The organism is Mangrovimonas spongiae (genome assembly GCF_003944795.1).
Taxonomy (GTDB): Bacteria; Bacteroidota; Bacteroidia; order Flavobacteriales; family Flavobacteriaceae; genus Mangrovimonas; species Mangrovimonas spongiae.
In genome coordinates this window covers 37,743-56,646 of sequence record NZ_RWBG01000005.1, presented here as the reverse complement: position 1 = coordinate 56,646, position 18,904 = coordinate 37,743, and the positions used below count along the sequence as shown (strand labels likewise).

13 protein-coding genes are annotated in these 18,904 nt (G+C 33.5%); 8 read left to right on the top strand and 5 right to left on the bottom strand.

All coding sequences use genetic code 11. The annotated features are described in order from the left end of the window. Positions 1 to 72: 72 nt before the first annotated feature. Complete coding sequence (locus tag EJA19_RS10900) at positions 73 to 3,486, bottom strand: T9SS type A sorting domain-containing protein (RefSeq protein ID WP_158611378.1); 3,414 nt, start codon at positions 3,484 to 3,486, stop codon at positions 73 to 75. Between the two features lie 619 nt (positions 3,487 to 4,105). Between EJA19_RS10900 and EJA19_RS10895 the strand changes: the two genes are divergently transcribed. Then, positions 4,106 to 4,498 (top strand): hypothetical protein, encoded by a 393-nt coding sequence (locus EJA19_RS10895; RefSeq protein ID WP_206075174.1) that lies wholly within the window; start codon positions 4,106 to 4,108, stop codon positions 4,496 to 4,498. On the opposite strand, the gene hutH is transcribed toward EJA19_RS10895, so the two are convergent. Continuing rightward, on the bottom strand, positions 4,491 to 6,002 hold the full coding sequence (gene hutH, locus EJA19_RS10890; RefSeq protein WP_125468405.1) for a histidine ammonia-lyase: 1,512 nt from the start codon (positions 6,000 to 6,002) through the stop codon (positions 4,491 to 4,493). The two genes, EJA19_RS10895 and hutH, sit on opposite strands and share 8 nt — an antisense overlap. 127 nt (positions 6,003 to 6,129) lie before the next feature. Between hutH and EJA19_RS10885 the strand changes: the two genes are divergently transcribed. Continuing rightward, positions 6,130 to 7,176, top strand: a complete 1,047-nt coding sequence (locus EJA19_RS10885) for a TlpA family protein disulfide reductase (RefSeq protein WP_125468404.1) — start codon at positions 6,130 to 6,132, stop codon at positions 7,174 to 7,176. Positions 7,177 to 7,225: 49 nt separating this feature from the next. On the opposite strand, the gene EJA19_RS10880 is transcribed toward EJA19_RS10885, so the two are convergent. Continuing rightward, positions 7,226 to 8,776 carry an NAD(P)H-hydrate dehydratase gene (locus EJA19_RS10880; protein ID WP_125468403.1) on the bottom strand — a complete coding sequence of 517 codons (1,551 nt, stop codon included), beginning with the start codon at positions 8,774 to 8,776 and terminating at the stop codon, positions 7,226 to 7,228. Positions 8,777 to 9,060: 284 nt separating this feature from the next. On the opposite strand from EJA19_RS10880, the gene thrA reads away from it, so the two are divergent. Genes thrA through EJA19_RS10850 form a run of 6 tightly spaced genes read left to right on the top strand, consistent with a single transcriptional unit; the run spans position 9,061 to position 15,359 of the window. Further along, positions 9,061 to 11,505: a bifunctional aspartate kinase/homoserine dehydrogenase I gene (gene thrA, locus EJA19_RS10875; RefSeq protein WP_125468402.1), complete on the top strand. Its 2,445-nt coding sequence runs from the start codon at positions 9,061 to 9,063 to the stop codon at positions 11,503 to 11,505. 1 nt (position 11,506) lies between these two features. After that, complete coding sequence (locus tag EJA19_RS10870; RefSeq protein ID WP_125468401.1) at positions 11,507 to 12,430, top strand: homoserine kinase; 924 nt, start codon at positions 11,507 to 11,509, stop codon at positions 12,428 to 12,430. Next, the gene (thrC, locus tag EJA19_RS10865; protein ID WP_125468400.1) at positions 12,427 to 13,719 is read left to right on the top strand and encodes a threonine synthase; all 1,293 of its coding nucleotides are present in this window, start codon (positions 12,427 to 12,429) and stop codon (positions 13,717 to 13,719) included. Before EJA19_RS10870 ends, thrC begins: the two co-directional genes overlap by 4 nt. A 10-nt stretch (positions 13,720 to 13,729) precedes the next feature. Then, positions 13,730 to 14,248 (top strand): GNAT family N-acetyltransferase, encoded by a 519-nt coding sequence (locus EJA19_RS10860; RefSeq protein ID WP_125468399.1) that lies wholly within the window; start codon positions 13,730 to 13,732, stop codon positions 14,246 to 14,248. 27 nt (positions 14,249 to 14,275) lie between these two features. Next, the gene (locus EJA19_RS10855; RefSeq protein WP_125468398.1) at positions 14,276 to 15,076 is read left to right on the top strand and encodes a DUF1853 family protein; all 801 of its coding nucleotides are present in this window, start codon (positions 14,276 to 14,278) and stop codon (positions 15,074 to 15,076) included. A 16-nt stretch (positions 15,077 to 15,092) separates the two neighbouring features. Further along, positions 15,093 to 15,359, top strand: a complete 267-nt coding sequence (locus EJA19_RS10850; RefSeq protein WP_125468397.1) for a DUF2721 domain-containing protein — start codon at positions 15,093 to 15,095, stop codon at positions 15,357 to 15,359. Positions 15,360 to 15,380: 21 nt separating this feature from the next. Here the strand turns inward: EJA19_RS10850 and EJA19_RS10845 are convergent, their stop codons facing one another. Next, positions 15,381 to 17,099 carry a cytochrome-c peroxidase gene (locus EJA19_RS10845; protein ID WP_240640278.1) on the bottom strand — a complete coding sequence of 573 codons (1,719 nt, stop codon included), beginning with the start codon at positions 17,097 to 17,099 and terminating at the stop codon, positions 15,381 to 15,383. A 67-nt stretch (positions 17,100 to 17,166) separates the two neighbouring features. Next, a complete protein-coding gene (locus EJA19_RS10840; protein WP_125468395.1) occupies positions 17,167 to 18,636 on the bottom strand; it encodes a PhoX family protein in 1,470 nt (489 codons plus the stop codon). Between the last annotated feature and the right edge of the window lie 268 nt (positions 18,637 to 18,904).

Sequence of the window (18,904 nt, the reverse complement as noted above, 5' to 3'; positions counted from 1 at the left end):
TACATTCTCTATAAAAAAAGAAGAGCGATTGTTATAACAATCGCTCTTCATCTATTTAAACAATACTAATTATTATCGTCTTTCTGGACTAGAGGATACTATCTTCTTAGTAAAGACTCCTTTATTAGTTGTTAATCTCACAAAGTACATTTGATCATCTGCTCTGCTAAGATCAATCTTAGTTATACCAGATGTATTAGCCATATAGTTTTTATTACTAATGCTCTTAACTAAAGCACCCTTAATATCATAAACTTCAATAGTTACATCAGTATTGTAATCAAACTTGTAAGAAATATTCACTACTTCATCAAATGGTACAGGATAAGCGGTAAAGTTAATATCATTTGATAAAGATAAATCTCTAACACTATCATCACCACTCTCATCAGGAGCACAATCTATTGCCTCATAGCTACCTGCATCCGGAATAAACTCTCCAGTAGTCCATGGTGAACAATGACAAACTACCTCACAAGTTACGGCATGTACAATAACATTTATTGGTCCCGAAGCTGCAATAGGTCCTACTGTATATTCTGTAACATGATTTAAATTATCAGCCACTACAGTATATTGACCAGGAGCAACAGTATCTTCTCCATTTAATTGAGGATATTCTCCGCAACCTACATATACATGAGCTTCATTCATAACAAAGTTATACCAGTTATCTCCAGAACTATTCATTGTATATGTTACAGTAACTTCTCCATTTAAGTATGCTATTTCAGCAGTACCTACATGAGTACCATTAGCAGTATCACAATGTGCTGCACCAGCAAATAAATCTACAACATAAACACCTTCTTCCTCGTAGTGATTATACCATCCCCAACGTGAGAATCCATCGTTTATAAAGCAATTACTATTTCCATTTGGATCGGCTCCAAAAGCTGTTTCACATTGATCATACTTATCATAATATCTTTCTATAGTAATAGTTTCTGTTACAGAGTTACCACAATTATCAGTTGCTGTTAACACATAATCTTGATATTGAACGCAATCTCCTTGAATGAAGTTGCTTCCAGACACTACTAATGTTCCACCAGCAGCACAGTTATCTGTCCAAGTTGCCGATAATGTTTCTGGGAAATCATCATTACATAATGTTGTTTCTATTTCAGGAAGAACAATTTCAGGATCTGTTTGATCACTACCATTATGGATTAACTCCTCACCTTCTAAGGCGTTACCACAGTTGTCTACAACTTCGTATGTGTAAGTTAATGTCCACTCGCAATCTGTTCCTGTTACTGTTGTATCTGTTAGATTTACGGTAACATCGTTACAGTCATCTGTGTAGTTTAACGCGACAGCATCAGCATCGAATGGTAATTCACTCTCGGCATCAGCCATACATCCGTTATGATTAGCTTCTCCTTCTGGCGCTGTGCCTGTTGGTGCGTCTTGATCGCTTCCGTTATGGATTAACTCCTCACCTTCTAAGGCATTACCACAGTTGTCTACAACTTCGTATGTGTAAGTTAATGTCCATGCACAGTCTGTTCCTGTTACTGTTGTATCTGTTAGATTTACGGTAACATCGTTACAGTCATCTGTGTAGTTTAACGCGACAGCATCAGCATCGAATGGTAATTCACTCTCGGCATCGGCCATACATCCGTTATGATTAGCTTCACCTTCTGGCGCTGTACCTGTTGGTGCAACATCATCAGGAAGAACAATGAATGTAGATGTACAAGTTTCTTCTTGATCGCAACGATCTATTACAGTTAAGCTAATTTCAACACTTCCACCAGTACATGAATCAAATTCAGGTAACACATAAGTTTCTGGGTCTATTTCTTCGCCATCTGCTGTCCAAATTTCTGTTTGGTAAGGTAATTCACCACCTTCTACTGAAAATGTTTCAAACCATGTTGATAAAGCATTATCAATAACATCTTGTGTTGCACAAACATTTATATTTTCTGGTTCAGGACAATTTACATAAAGTGGTTCTGGTATTTCTACGCCTACTTCATAGACATCATACGTTAGACATCCTGTTCCAGGACCACCTAAACCAGGAGCTGCAAGTTGTACCCCATAAACTCCAGGAGTTGTAACTTCTAAAGTTGAGTTAGTTGCACCTTCTATTTCAGTTCCGCCATTTTCAGGATCACCTATATACCATTGATACTCACATAAATCACATGCAAATAAAGGATTAGCTTCTAGTGTAACTGGATCTGGTTCTGCTCCACAAGGAATATCTTCGCCAGCAATAGTAACATCTATTGATGGAGTATCTCCAAAATCGAATGGGCCAGCAATATCTTTTAATTCAGACGTAAAAGATGCAGACGAACGTGTTTTTACAACAACACGACCAAATAAATTATCGCAATCTGCTCCTAAAACGGTTGATTGATCTAACCCTATTTCTGTAAGGTTCAAGCCAAACTCTACAAAAGAATTTTGAGAATACACATTTTCTGTGTTTGCTTGAGGCCCAAATAACGTATTCCATGGTCCAGTAGGTGTATCTCCAGATATGTTTGGATTTACAGTTTCATTTTCTCCATTAATTGAAGCAAAAGCTACTGTGGTTCCTTCTGTTTTTAACTCAATCTCTGCATAACCATAACCATTTGCTCCGTCTCCAGATTCAAAAACAGCCTGTCCATTGCCTCCTTCAACAAAACGAAATTTAATATATGGATTGCTATCAAGAGCTGCATTAGCTGCAAGTATACTTCCGTTAGGCAAATCACTAGGATGTACCCATAGATAAATATGACCATCTATGTTAATTCCCCCATTTTCGAAATTTAAGGAAATAATGACATCGCCTAATGCCGTAATATTACCGTTGGCATCGAATTGCCATGATGTATGTCCGCCATCAGGCCCAACACCTGTTAAGCCAGTTGCTACACTATATTGCAAATCTGTACGGTATAATTCAAAATCAAGGTAAGATGATCCATCATCAGATCTTGTTGATGCACCAATAAACGTCCAAAGAGGTGTATTAAAATCGGCTCCTTCTCTTCTTAAGTGAGCCATAACATCGATAATATCATTTTTAGCTGGATTAGAGCCTTCAATAACATTCCATGTTGAAGGATTATCGGCATTTTTATTTGAACCCGTTTTAAAGATGTTTAAATCATCTTCACTTTGTGCCCAATGTGTATCACGAAAGAATACACCGTCTAGCCAACGTCTTCCATTTGGATCGACATAGAATATATCTTGGGACATACCTACTCTAGGTTCCCACTCTACATTACCAGAAGGGGGTGAATAAGTTTGATCTATTACACCAAGTCCAGAGCCACCAGAAAACAACGGGTCATTTTGAAACCAGTCGTCTGATGAACCAGAATTAGGGTCTAATAAATTTCCATTTTCATAAATGCGCCATGTGCCATCTGTTTGCACATCGGCATCAACACCAAATCCGGCAGAAATTGTTCCAGATTCAACAATGATTTGAGAAAATGCATGATTTCCTATAAGGAAAAAGCTCATAATAACAGCTAAAGTAACCAGCTGTTTAATTGGCTTAAATAAGTTATTAAACCAACAATGTTTAAGCAATACAAAAACTGAATTGCTATTCTTCGAAAGAAGAAAGGTAGAATTGTTCAATGACATAACATTAAAAATTAATTAATAATCGCTTAATACACATAACACCTGCAAATGCAAGAGATGAGTAAATTTGGGGATGCTGCTATTAATCAATTAAAAAGGTTAACAAAAGAAATTGTTAAGGGAGTAGATGTTGGGAGTTAATTAAGTGTATTCGCACAAAATTAATAGTAACAAAAATATATAACTGTACTCTCAAACCAAGTTTTTTTATGTTTTTTGGTCAAATCGTTCGATTGAACCGATAAAGTGTTAAAAGTCAAACAAATTATATCGATGAAATACATTCTTAAGAAAAACAGCCTTTCTTATTTACCATAGAATTAATTAATCTATGATTAACATTTTTACAGAATTTAAGCCTTGTATTGCTATAAAGTGTATGATTTGACGAATAACCAAAAGTTAACCATAGCTTAAATGTCTTTTATTACTGCAAAGTCTCTCGATAATAACGAGAGTTTTATTTTTGCAAAAAATTGCATAACTTTAATTGGTGTCAAATAAAAAAATCATACATGCTTACGGGACTGTAATCATTCAAGAATCTTGTATGATCTCCATTCTTAATGAAGGTATTAATGTCTCTACAGAATCTTATCAAATTCTTACAACAATAGCACAAAAACAATTTAAAGAAAAAAACTTTGTTTACATTTCTTTAAGAAAAAAGGCGTATTCGGTTAACCCTCTTATTTATCCTAATATGTCTAATATTAAAAACCTAGTTGGTTTTGCTGTTGTATACAGCAACACTACAATTATTGATAATACCGAAGTTGAAAAACTGTTTATCGACTTACCTTTTCAGGTATTTAACAACTTAAATAGCGCTATAAAATGGGGCAATAAAACGGCGTATCTTCCTAAAATAAAAGGTATTAATTAAACACTTCGTCTGTATCGATTGTTAAATGCTCTAAAAAGTCTACACTTAATTTTATATCTTTATAAAGCTCTCTATCGTTAGACACAAAATCAACCGTTTCCCTATAAACTTGTAATAACGATTCTATTAAAGAAGATGATTTTTTTGGTGCTCTAAATTGTATGGCTTGAGAAGCGTTAAACAATTCAATAGCTAAAATTTGTTTTAAATTATTAAGTAATTCTAAAGCTTGAACAGCAGCATTAGCTCCCATACTTACATGATCCTCTTGACCGTTACTAGACACTATACTATCTATCGATGCTGGTGTAGCCAATTGTTTGTTAGCACTTACAATACTAGCAGCTGTATATTGTGGTATCATAAATCCTGAATTTAACCCAGGATTGTCTACCAAAAACACAGGTAAGTCGCGTAACCCAGAAACCAACTGAAACGTTCTTCGCTCTGAAATATTTCCAAGCTCGGCCATAGCTACTTTTAAATAATCGAAAGCTAGTGCTAAAGGTTGCCCATGGAAATTTCCGCCAGAAATGATTTCATCTTCATTTACAAAAATATTGGGGTTATCTGTCACCGAATTTATTTCTGTTATAAATGTTTTTTCTACAAAATTTAACGCATCTTTTGTTGCGCCATGTACTTGTGGCATACATCTAAAAGAATAAGGGTCTTGTACATGCTGCTTTTCTTGAGTGATTAACTCGCTATCACTTAAAAATTCCCGAATTCTTTCGGCTGTTTTCAATTGTCCATTATGTGGTCTTACCAAATGTACTAATTCGTTAAATGGCTCTATTCTACCATCAAAAGCATCTAAAGACATACTTCCTATTAAATCGGCAAAGTAAGATAACCTGTAGGCTTCTATTAAAGATTTTATTCCATAGGCACTCATAAATTGCGTCCCATTTAATAAGGCTAAACCTTCTTTAGACTGTAATTTTATAGGTTCCCAATTAAACGTCTTTAAAACATCTGAGGCATTATACTCCTTACCTTCAAACATAACTTCTCCTCTACCTATTAATGGTAATGCTAAATGTGCTAAAGGTGCTAAATCGCCAGAAGCCCCCAAAGATCCTTTTGTATAAACAATGGGAAGCACATCGTTGTTGTAAAAATCTACCAAGCGTTTTACAGTATCTAACTGCACACCACTATGGCCGTAACTTAATGACTGTATTTTTAGCAACAGCATTAATTTAACAACCTCACTTGGAACACGTTCTCCCGTACCACAAGCGTGAGACATCATAAGATTTTCTTGAAGTTCGGTTAATTTATCTTCTGAAATTTTTACATTGTATAACGACCCAAATCCTGTGTTAATACCATAAATAGGTGTTTTTTGAGATTTCAACTTGTTATTTAGATAGGCTCTACAAGTAGAAATTTTATTTACAGATTCCTCTGAAAGCTCTATTAATTTATGCTCAGAAACGATTTCAAAAATTGTTTTTAAATCGATTGGATTGGACGATATATAGTGTATATTATTCATGATTTTTTAAAATAGAGTGCAAAATTCAACAATCACATCAAGAAATCCAAGAAATAATAATTATTCCTTAAAAATCTCTAATTATATCAATTTCTGATTATTTTTGGTGAAACCTAAATTTTTATTCATGAAAAGATTACCACTTCTATTGTTAGCTTTAGCTGCAGTTTCTTGCAATAAAGTTGAAGAAAAACCAAAAGACTATGTATCATTCTCTGGTACAATAACTAATAAAAATTCCGACTCACTTGTTGTAAGAAGTCGTACATATTCTAAAACCATTGCTGTTAACGAAGATGGCACATTTAGCGACACCCTTAAACTGGACACCGGTATTTATAATCTTTTTGATGGTGCAGAAAGTACAGATATCTTCCTAAAAAATGGCTTTGATATTAGCATGACCATCGACACTAAAATGTTTGATGAAACGGTAAAATATACTGGCGAAGGTGCCGAACACAGTAACTTTTTAGCACAAAAAAGCCTAAAAGAAGAAGACCTATTAAATATCGATGAGTTAAGTAAACTAGAAGACTCTACAGCGCTTGTTAATGAACTAAACACTATTAAAAGTGAATTAACCACTTTTTATAAATCTAACACTAAAATAGATTCTACAATTACAGAAAATGCATTAAAAAATGTAGAACCTATGTTAAAATCGTATCAAGGCTATTTACTTAGTAAAATAACCTTAAAAAAAGAACTTCCTAAAGGTAGCCCTTCTCCTGTTTTTGAAAATTATGAAAATCATGCTGGTGGCACCACATCGTTAAGTGATTTAAAAGGAAAATATGTTTACATTGATGTTTGGGCAACTTGGTGTGGCCCTTGTAAAGCAGAAATCCCATATTTAAAAGAGGTTGAGAAAAAATACCACGATAAAAATATTGAATTTGTAAGCATTTCTATTGATGATGCTAAACGTTCTGGTGGCGGAAGTATGGAAAAAGCTAAAGAAAAGTGGTCTAATATGGTTGAAGAAAAAGAATTAGGCGGAATACAATTAATTTCCGACAAAAACTGGCAATCAGAGTTTGTTCAAAATTACAAGATTAACGGTATTCCTAGATTTATTTTAATCGATCCTGATGGAAATATTGTATCGCCAGATGCACCAAGACCTTCTAGCGATGCTTTAATTAAGTTATTTAACGAATTAAACATCTAGAAAAACCGACATAAAACTTGAAAAGCCACTTTCTAAAAAGTGGCTTTTTTTATTGTTGTTGCTCTTGGGCTTCTTGCTCTGGTTCTTCGGGTTGCTTAAATAAATCTAAATACGCTAATCCTAAACCATCAATAATATGTCTTGCAAGCATGCTTTGATACGCATAATTTTCAACTTGCAAATCGGCAGACTTCCCATGCAAATACACGCCAAAAATTGCCGCAATAAGCGCATCGTAGCCTTGTGCCCTTAATCCTGTTATAACACCTATTAAAACATCTCCTGTTCCAGCTGTTGCTAAACCTGGGTTTCCTGTTGAATTTACGTAGTAGTTTTCATGATAAACCGTAATCGTATTAGCACCTTTAATTACAATAATAATATCGTGTTTTTTTGAGAGTACGGATACTTTTTTAAGCTTATCAAAATCATCGTTCCAACTACCTATTAAACGTTCCAATTCTTTCGGATGTGGTGTTAAAATAGTTTGTTTTGGTAATAAATCTAGTAAATCATTATTTTTTGAAAGTAAGTTAATACCATCGGCATCAATAACTAAAGGGGTTTTATTACTGTTTAAAAAACTTTCAAATGCTTTTAATGACGTTTCGTGAGTTCCCATACCCATTCCCAAACCTATAACTGTTGGGGTAATATTAAACTCAATATTAGAAATATAGTGTTCACTATCGTCTGTTAACACCATAACTTCTGGCACTGCTGTTTGCAATGGCAAATAACCACATTTTGGCACATAAGTGGTAACTAATCCAGCTCCACAAGATAAAGTAGAATGACTAGCTAAATTAACCGCACCTATTTTACCGTAGCTTCCACCAATAATTAAAGCATGACCAAAACTACCTTTATGCGAAAATTTCTCTCTAGGTTTATACCACGTTAATACTTCGTGTTTCCCTATTAAATTGGCTTGTGTATTAATTTGATAAAGGTATTGCACATCAATACCAATATCTAAAACCTCCCATTGGGTAGTATATTTTGCTGTATCTGGTAAAAAGAAAACCAGTTTTGGCGATTGAAAACTTAATGTATGACCTGCCCAAACTACCCCATGCTCGTCTTCTGGAACTTTATCGGTATATAATCCTGATGGAATATCTACAGCCAACGTAAACGCTTTAGATTTTCTAAAATGTTGAAAAAGTGTTTTAACCCAGTTAGCTGCTGGTCTGTTTAATCCTATTCCAAAAACAGCATCTACTATAATATCTTCCGAAGCGATAGTTGGTATTTCGCTCTCTTCATCTAATAAAACAGGCCAATCTTTTGTACGTTGTTTTATTCTATCGTAATTAATTAAAAAGTCCTTGGAGCGCTTATCGCTATAATTAACAATATAGGTTTTTACATGATAGCCATGCGTTACAAGGTGTCTTGCTATAACTAAACCATCGCCGCCATTATTACCAATACCACAAAAAACGTGTATAGGCACTTGTGCCCCTTGCATTCTTACATGTAACCAATTAAAAATTTGCGTTCCTGCCCGTTCCATTAAATCGGTAGAAGCTATGTTTTGGCGTTCGGCTGTTAGTTTATCGCCTTCATAAACCTGTTCTTTTGATAAAATTTTCATTTTTATTAAAAACTTGTTGTGTTTTTTGTTAAATCTATAAAAATATACAAACAGTTTTTTTATTAAACTTAAAACAATACATTTGATTTGTATATGCTCACGAAGGTAACAAATAACAACGTAACAACGGCTACTATTTTTAGTAACCTAATGGGCTATACAACAATTATTTCTACAGCTATTATTACAACCCGTTAGGGTTGTGTACTATTATTTCTCTCCCGTTATATAGTGTTTTTAAAACACGTTTTTTCATAAAAAATAACCTTTTAAGTCATTTAAAAATGAACGTATTAAAATTTGGTGGAACATCTGTAGGTTCTGCAAAAAACATCAATAAAGTTATTGATATTATAGAGCAATATTCTAAAAAACAAAACGTAATTGCTGTGGTTTCTGCCATAGGAGGTATTACTGATAAATTATTGGCGTGCGGATACAGTGCCCAGTTGAAAAACGATGCCTATATCTCTAATTTCAATGATATTAAAGACATTCATTTTGATATCTTATCTGAGCTTATTCCAAATACACCACAAGATATTTTAGATAAATTACAAACAAAGCTAAACAACCTTAAAAGCTTGTTAGATGGCATTTATTTAATAAACGAGCTATCGCCTAAAACATCTGACAAACTGGTTAGTTTTGGTGAACTTTTATCGTCTTTTATTATTACCGAAGCTTTAAAATCACGCCATTTAAAAGCAAAACGAAAAAACAGTCAAGATTTAATTGTTACCAATTCAAACTTTACTAAAGCCGAAGTCAATTATGATATTACCTATAATAGCATACAATTGTACTTTAAAGATGCTAAAGAAACCATTACTGTTTTACCAGGTTTTATTTCTAAATCAACTTTAGGCGACATTACAACACTTGGTCGTGGCGGATCGGATTTTACAGCAGCTATTGTTGCGGCTGCATTACATGTTAAACAACTTGAAATTTGGACCGATGTAAGCGGTATGTACACTGCTAATCCTAAACTTGTTAAACAAGCCTACCCAATTGCACTTTTATCATATCAAGAAGCTATGGAGTTGTCTCATTTTGGCGCCAAAGTACTATATCCACCAACCATACAACCTATATTAGATAAGGGCATTCCTTTGGTTATTAAAAACACCTTAAAACCGGAAGCAAAAGGCACTCAAATTACTACATCATATACAAGTAATAAATTATCTGTTCGTGGCATTAGTAATGTAGATAATATATCGTTATTAACCTTAGAAGGTAGTGGCATGATTGGTATTCCGGGATTTTCTAAACGTCTTTTTGAAACGCTTGCAAACCATAAAATTAATGTTGTTTTTATTACACAAGCCTCATCAGAACATTCTATTTGTTTTGGTGTTAATTCCGAGGAAGCTGAATTAGCCAAAACCATTATCGATTCAAACTTTACATACGAAATCTCACAACATAAAATTAACCCTATTTTAATTGAAAATGATTTAGCTATTATAGCTCTTATTGGTGACAACATGAAAAACCACCAAGGTATTAGCGGAAAAATGTTTAGTGCATTAGGAAAGAATAATATTAATGTAAGAGCCATTGCACAAGGAGCTTCAGAAAAAAATATTTCTGCTGTAATTACAAAACACGATGTTAAAAAAGCTTTAAATACCTTACACGAAGCCTTTTTTGAGGTAAAAACAAAACAACTTAATGTTTTTATAACTGGTGTAGGAAACGTGGGAGAACGCCTTGTTGAACAAATAAAACAACAACAAAAATACTTAAAAGATACCTTAAAAATTAATTTGCGTGTGATTGGCTTATCAAACTCTAGAACCATGGTTTTTGATGCTGAAGGTATTCCTCTTAAAAAATGGAAAGCGTTTCTAAAACAAGGAAAACCTGCTTCATTAAACGGTTTTTTTAACCAAACAAAGGCCTTAAATAAACGCAATAGCATTTTTGTTGATATTACAGCCAATGGAGATGTAGCCAATCTGTATTCAAAATATTTAAAAGAAAGCATTGCCGTTGTGGCGTGTAATAAAATTGCGTGTTCAGACACCTTTAACACCTATAAAGAGCTAAAATATTTATCTAGAAAATATAACGCGCCGTTTTTATTTGAAACTAATGTAGGCGCTGGACTACCTGTTATAGATACGCTAAATAATCTTATTGCATCTGGCGACAAAATTATCTCAGTTCAAGCGGTTTTATCTGGAAGCTTAAATTTTGTGTTTAATCATTTTAACGATACAACAAAGTTTCATGATGTTGTTAAGCAAGCCCAAAAAGAAGGATACACAGAACCGGATCCAAGGATTGATTTAAGTGGTGTTGACGTAGCGAGAAAAATATTGATTTTAGCCAGAGAAAGTGGCTCTACTATGGAATTGGAAGATATTACAAACACATCATTTCTTACAAAAAAGAATCTGGAAAGCAACACTGTTGAAGACTTTTACAATACCTTAATCGATGATGAAGCACACTTTCAAAAATTATTTGCTTCAGCTAAAAAAAATGGTTGTAAATTGAAATATGTCGCCGAATTTAATAATGGAAAAGCAAGCGTAGGACTTAAAGAAATACCGCAAGGTCATCCTTTTTACAACTTAGAAGGTAAAGATAACATTGTGATGTTTTACACGAAACGCTATGTAGAGCAACCTATGATTATTAAAGGGGCTGGGGCTGGTGCAGATGTTACAGCTTCTGGGTTATTTGCTGATATTATACGAATTGGAAACGACTAATATGGATACTATAAAAATATTTTCGCCAGCAACAGTAGCCAATGTTTCTTGTGGCTTTGATGTTCTTGGGTTTTGCCTAGACTCTGTAGGTGATGACATGATTATTAGGAAAACAAAATCAAAAGGCATTACAATTAGTAAAATTGAAGGCTACAAACTTCCTTTAAATCCAGAAAAAAACGTTGCTGGTGTTGCTGGATTGGCCATTTTAAAAGCGGCACAAGTTACTTTTGGGTTCGATATTGAAATCTGTAAACGTATTAAACCAGGAAGTGGTATCGGTAGTAGTTCGGCAAGTGCTTCAGGAACCGTTTTTGCCATTAACGAACTGCTTGGAAATCCCTTTAACAAAAAACAACTAACCGCTTTTGCCATGAAAGGAGAAGCTGTTGCAAGTGGCAACGAACATGCCGATAATATTGCTCCTGGACTTTTTGGTGGTTTCACCTTAGTTAAAAGCTTAAATCCTCTGGAAATTTTAGAATTACCAACACCTAAAGAACTTTATGCAACAATTGTGCATCCACAAATTGAAGTAAAAACTTCGGAAGCAAGAGCTTTATTGCCAAAAACCATTCCTCTTAAAAAAGGGATTGCCCAATGGGCAAATGTTGGTAGTTTAGTTCATGGATTACATACGTTGGATTATAATTTAATTAGCCGTTCGTTGGAAGACAATATTGTAGAGCCACACAGAAAGCAACTTATTCCGTATTTTGATGAAGCTAAAAGCTTGGCGATACAATCTGGTGCTTTAGGAGTAGGGATTTCGGGTTCTGGCCCATCTATTTTTGCACTTTCTCAAGGAGAAATCAAAGCCAAACAAGTGGCCAAAGCTTTTCAAAACGTTTATAAAAACACAACTATAGATTTTAAAATCTATGTGTCAAAAATTAACTCTCAAGGTATAAAAACAATATCATGACATATTATTCTTTAAATAATCAAGCTCCAAAAACGAGCTTTAAAGATGCCGTAATAAAAGGACTTGCACCAGATAAAGGTTTATATTTTCCGGAACATATTACACCACTCCCCGATTCTTTTTTTAAGGATATTGATACCATGTCGTATCCTGAAATTGCTTTTGAAACCATAAAACAATTTACATCACCTGATATTCCTGAAGATGTCTTAAAAAATATTACAGAGGACACATTATCATTTAATTTTCCTATTGAAGAAATAACCGATAACATTGCTACATTAGAGCTTTTTCATGGTCCAACTATGGCATTTAAAGATGTTGGTGCAAGATTTATGGCAAGATGCTTAGGCTATTTTAATCAAGGAAACAATCATGAAGTTACTGTTTTAGTAGCCACTTCGGGCGATACTGGCGGTGCGGTTGCTAATGGTTTTTTAGGTGTAGAAGGCGTTAATGTGGTTATTTTATACCCTAGCGGAAAAGTAAGCGATATTCAAGAAAAGCAATTAACAACACTTAAAAAAAATATTAAAGCATTAGAAGTTGATGGTACATTTGATGATTGTCAAGCTATGGTAAAACGGGCTTTTTTAGATCAGTCTATCACCAACAAAATACAACTTACCTCGGCAAACTCCATAAATGTAGCTCGTTGGTTACCACAAATGTTTTACTTTATGTTTGCTTACCAACAGTTACACAAAACACATAATAACCTTGTGTTTTCGGTACCCAGTGGAAATTTTGGAAATATTTGCGCAGGTATGATGGCACAACGTTTAGGCTTGCCTATAAAACATTTTATAGCCGCCAATAATGCTAATAATATTGTTACGCAATATTTACATACTCAGGATTACACTCCAAAACCATCAATCCAAACAATTAGTAATGCTATGGATGTTGGCGATCCAAGTAATTTTGTGCGTATTCAAGAATTACATCATAACAATTTTAAAACATTGTCTAAAAACATGAGTGGTTATAGTTATTCTGATGCAGAAACTATACGTGCTATAAAAGAACTTTACCATGACTACAATTATATTGCAGACCCACATGGTGCCGTTGGTTTTTTAGCTTGTAAAGACTATTTAAAGCAACATCCTAATGATTATTGTGTGTTTTTAGAGACCGCTCACCCAACTAAATTTTTAGATATTGTAGAAAATATTATTAAAGAAAATATAGAACTTCCTAAACAAATTTTAAATGTTATGGATAAAGAAAAACTAGCCGTTAAAATTTCAACTTACGAGCAATTAAAAACTTTTCTTTTGGATTAACTTTGCTACTATGGTAACCATAGAAAAAGCAACAATAAAAGAAGCCCAATTGCTATCAAAATTGGGTACTAAAACATTTTTACAATCACATGGGCACAGTGCTTCAAAACAAGATATTGCACATTATGTGTCCTCTCATTTAAATATTGATGTTTTTCTTTCAGAAGTAAAAGATAACACAAACCACTTTTGGATTTTATACTACAACAAGCAGCCTATTGGATATTACAAAATTGTTCCCAATGCTACGCAAAATAATATTTCACATAGTCATGTAACTAAATTAGAGCGCTTATATTTATTAGAAGAGTTTCAGCATTTAAAATTAGGGCTAAAGCTCTTTAATCATGCTGTTAAAGAAACCAAACGTTTAAACCAAAATGGTCTCTGGTTATTTACTTGGGTTGAAAACCATAGAGCCATTGCCTTTTACAAAAAAGCTGGCTTTAAAATTGTTGGTGAATATAACTTTAAGATTTCCAATTCGCATAGCAACCCTAACCATCAAATGTTATTATTATTTGATTAATTTCATACACAACGTATATTTTAAAGCATGACAAAACAGCAACGCTATTTTATTGGTTTTGTAAATACACCTTTACTTTGGTTAGATAATCCTATAAATGGGTTACAACAATTTAGTATTGCTAAAACACAAATCCCTTTTCAAGAAAAAATAGATAAAAACATCCGACTTGGAAAATGGGTTGAGCGTTTGGTCTCGCACCAATTACAGCAAGATGATTCGATAAAAATTATTGAGGAAAATATTATTATCTATCAAGAGAAACGCACCATAGGCGAACTTGATTGTTTACTATTAAAACATAACACACCTTATCATGTAGAGATTGTGTATAAGTTTTATTTGTATGATCCTACTGTTGGAACTTCTGAAATTGATTGTTGGATTGGTCCAAACCGGAAAGATAGCCTTACAGAAAAAATTGATAAACTAACAACAAAACAACTTCCACTACTCTATAAAAATGAAACACAAAGCGTCCTAAAACAAATAGGTCTAAATGTTAACCACATACTACAACGTGTCCATTTTAAAGCACAGTTATTTATTCCATACCATTTAAACAATCATAACTTTAAACTTATAAACCCTAATTGTATTGTAGGGTATTACTACACCTTCGAGGAAATAAAAACACTACAAAACTGTAAGTTTTTCATTCCTGAAAAACTAAATTGGCTTTCTGAAGTTGATGTTCAAATTAATTGGTTAACGTTTTCAGAATTTAAACCACAACTAAAACTATTATTGGAACAAAAACGCTCACCTATGGTTTGGATAAAAGATTCTAAAGGACATACTCAAAAATGTTTTGTAGTTTGGTGGTAACTTTACAAAAAAAATCATGCAACAATTAACATTAACAACTCCTGCCCTATTATTTTCAGCTATTTCTTTAATTATGTTGGCTTATACAAATAGGTTTTTGGCCTATGCAGCAGTTGTTAGGAATTTACACTCAAAATATATAGAACAGCATGATTTTGCTGTTTGGATTTTTGGTATTGCGTTAGTGCTATTAATTATTTCGCTTTTACTTCTTATAATTGAAATTCAAATTTCTGTAAAAGCCTTAGAATATCACATAAGTGATATAGAGGAGAACTCGTAATGCTCTCCTCTTTTGTTTCTATTAAGATTCATCTTCTAGTGTATGCATAAATGCAATAATATCCTCTATTTCAGTATTGGATAAATTTAATGCATCTGTTGGAAGTGTTTGGTTTTCTATATCTATTCCTAGTCCTGCTGCTCCACCATCGTTATAAAATGTCATTACTTGTTGTAGTGTTGTATAAATACCATTATGCATGTACGGTGCTGTTTTAGAAATATTACGCACCGTTGGGGTTTTAAAAAAGTGTTTTCGTTCTTCTGTTTTAAACACGTTATACCGTCCAAAATCAGTATCAACCACATTAGTAATGGTGTCTTTTGGTACTCCTAACAACTCAAATTCACTTTCAGTAAAATTAGGAGGTACGGTTCCATTAAATACCGGTGCAAAATGACACGTAGCACATTGTGCTTTACCCATAAAAAGATTAAAGCCGTTTATTTCACTTTGGGTAAGTGTTTGCTCTAATCTGTTTATATTCTTATCAAATTTTGAACTAAAATCGCCTAAACTACGAACATATACAGCAATCGCATTTCGTACATTACGCTGGGTAACTCCCTTTTTATATATGTCATTAAATTTAGCCACATAGGTCGAATCTTCCGATACAATTTTTTCCATACTCTTTAAAGTAGAATGAAATTCGTTATTGTTATTAACAACATCTACAACTTGGCCTTCTAAATTTCCTGTTCTACCATCGTAGAAAAAGCTTTGCTGAAATGCCGCATAAGTTAATGTTGGTGTGTTTCTAAGTTGTTTTGGAAATACTCTTAAGCCATCGGTAAAAGCTTTATCTTTATTATGACACGTTGCGCAACTCATACTATTATCACTCGATAAACGAACATCGTTAAAAAGCGTTTTTCCGAGACTTCTTTTAGCAGTTATTAAGCTATCTACCTCAACATAATCAGCATAAAAATCCATATTAAAAGTTTCCTTAGAAAATAAGGAGGTCATGTTATTATTAAAAGCTAATTCTAAAGGAAACTCAATGGTCCAATCTGCTTTAATATCTTGTAATAATGCTAACTGCTTATGTGTATGCTCTTTTATAAAAAGATATCTGTTAAAGGAGTTAAACTCTCCTGATTGAAGCATTTTCTTTGAATTCTGAAATTCGGAAATAACGGTTTTAAATAAGTCTTCTGATTTAAAGTTTGCTTTATACGTTTTTATAATATGCTCAAGAGCATTGTAATTTATAACAGCTTCTTCCAATGATTGTCCTAATGCAGGAGAATCGAACCCCGTAATTCCTGTTAATGCAATACGTGCAATTTCATCACGTATAATCCAAAGTACATGATAATCTTTTAACCGAAGTACCGTATTTGATTTTATTAGTTTAAGACGATTAGCGGTTTTAGACGCAGTGCTATGTAGTTTATTTAAAGGTATTGAATCTTCAAAAATAAGCTCTTCAATCACCTGGTAACCAAAGGGGTTCTTTATTTTTATATCGGTAGCATCTTCCTCTTCAACTTTTAAAATATTAGGACCATTTAATGTTTTATAATTTTCTTTATCTGTAAATGCTAAAATAGGTTCAGCTAGCTTAAACTGTTTCCTTGATTTTTTATAAAATTTAAGTAATTCTAATTTAGTTGATGACTTTTTTAAGCTATCCAAATAAACAATACTGCTATCTAAATTGGCGAGATATGTTTTTTCTAGTTCATTTACAGGCGATTTAGAAACTGGCTCTACGCTTTTTTTACAACTCATTAAAACGAGTAAAAGACACACTAAATAGTGTGCCTTTTTTATTTTAACCTGGAAAGTGTGCATTTTATTATCTTTCAAGTCCTTCTACAATATATAGCATACTTCCTTCTTTTCTGCTATCGGCTGCAGGATTAGCATTAGGATCTGTAAATGCTGATCCGTCGGCTGGTTCCCAGCCATGGTTTTGTGTCATTACTAAAAACGTATTGTCTTTACCAATTATATCAGATACATCTATCATACCTGTAATTTCCCATGTTGAAGCCGAAGTACCATACCCCTGAGCTTCTGCAGCTACTTGGTCACACTCTAATACAGTTTTTAACTCACCTGTATTTAAATTGTATTGATACAGTCTTGCATAATGTGTTTTATCAGCCGTGTCAAAATAACCGTTAGGATCCTCTTGAATATAAGCATAGTTTTCGGTAACTACTATATTATCTGGACTATGAAAATCTTTTGCTATACCAGTTAGGTTATCACCATCTAAAACACAAGTAATTGTTCCTGCAGCAGTAGGGTCGTTAGGATTTAATGTTACTTTATACACACGTCCATAAAACGATCCTTTTCCAGCTAAGTCTGGTTTACTACGTCCTGTTACACAAAAGTAAATTTCTCTATTATTTTCAGCAGAACCTCTTCTCCAGTCAATATCCTCTAATCTAGAGAACCCCATAACGCCTTTATCTTTACACTCGGCATCTAAAAGATCTATTTGTGTTTCGTCTAACTGCACAAATTCCATTGGGTAAGATTGCCCTTCATTCATATCCATTTCAAACTCAACAGAAGGATCTGTTACTCTTAAACCGTATAATTGGCCTCCATTTAAGTCGCCTTTGGCTCCAACATACATACCTAATTGTCCAGAAGGTACAGTATTATCAGAATGGTCATCACCTATAAAAACTACAGTTTGGTTTGGGTAAGCATCTTTACCTATAGCTACGGCGTTTTCGGTAGACCATTGCCCTAAAGCAGGTAATAAAGATGCAACAGAAGCAGATCCAGCACCTTTAAAAGGATCTGTAGCAAAAACACCTTTTGAAGCGCCTCCCCATTCTCCTCCTGAAAGGTATATAGGGCCAAAACCATGTTCCTCTGGTGTAATTAAAGAACCTGAACATTGTGCTGTTGATGCTGATGCACTAGCATTTAAAATATATTCTCCTGCAACTGGTTTAAATGTTTTGTCTAATGTAATTCTAGCTATAGAATAATCTGCTTCAATATTATTGATTAAAGTAAATGTATCATCTCCATTTCTCATAAGTCCAGCACCATCAGCCATTGAGCCATAAACAAATTCTGGTGTATCTACTAATTGATCCTCAGAAGTTAATAGATTATAAATATTTACATCTGAAAAGTCAGACGTTAATTCTAAGAATACAGGCGTCTGTGAATGAGATTCTAATTTTACTTGATCCTGTTTTTGATTGTTAGCGTTGTTGTTGTCATCATCATTATTACATGATACCACTGACAGAAGACCAAAAAGTCCTAAAGATAATTTGTAAATGTTGTTCATTGTGTTATTTATTTTTTGTTTCCCCAAAATAACAACACGAATGTAAAGACACTTTAACCTTAAAATTACCATAAATACATTAAACTGTTAATTACATTAATTTACAGTTAAAAATATAACCTGTATAAAATAACTCATTTACTTTAGGTAAATTAATTGCCCTTTCAGCAGATTCTTGCATCAATTTATTTTTCCCCATATTATATTAACGTCTCTCAAGAACATTTATATTAACATATATTTATAGTGGTTCTTGGCTATACTCTAA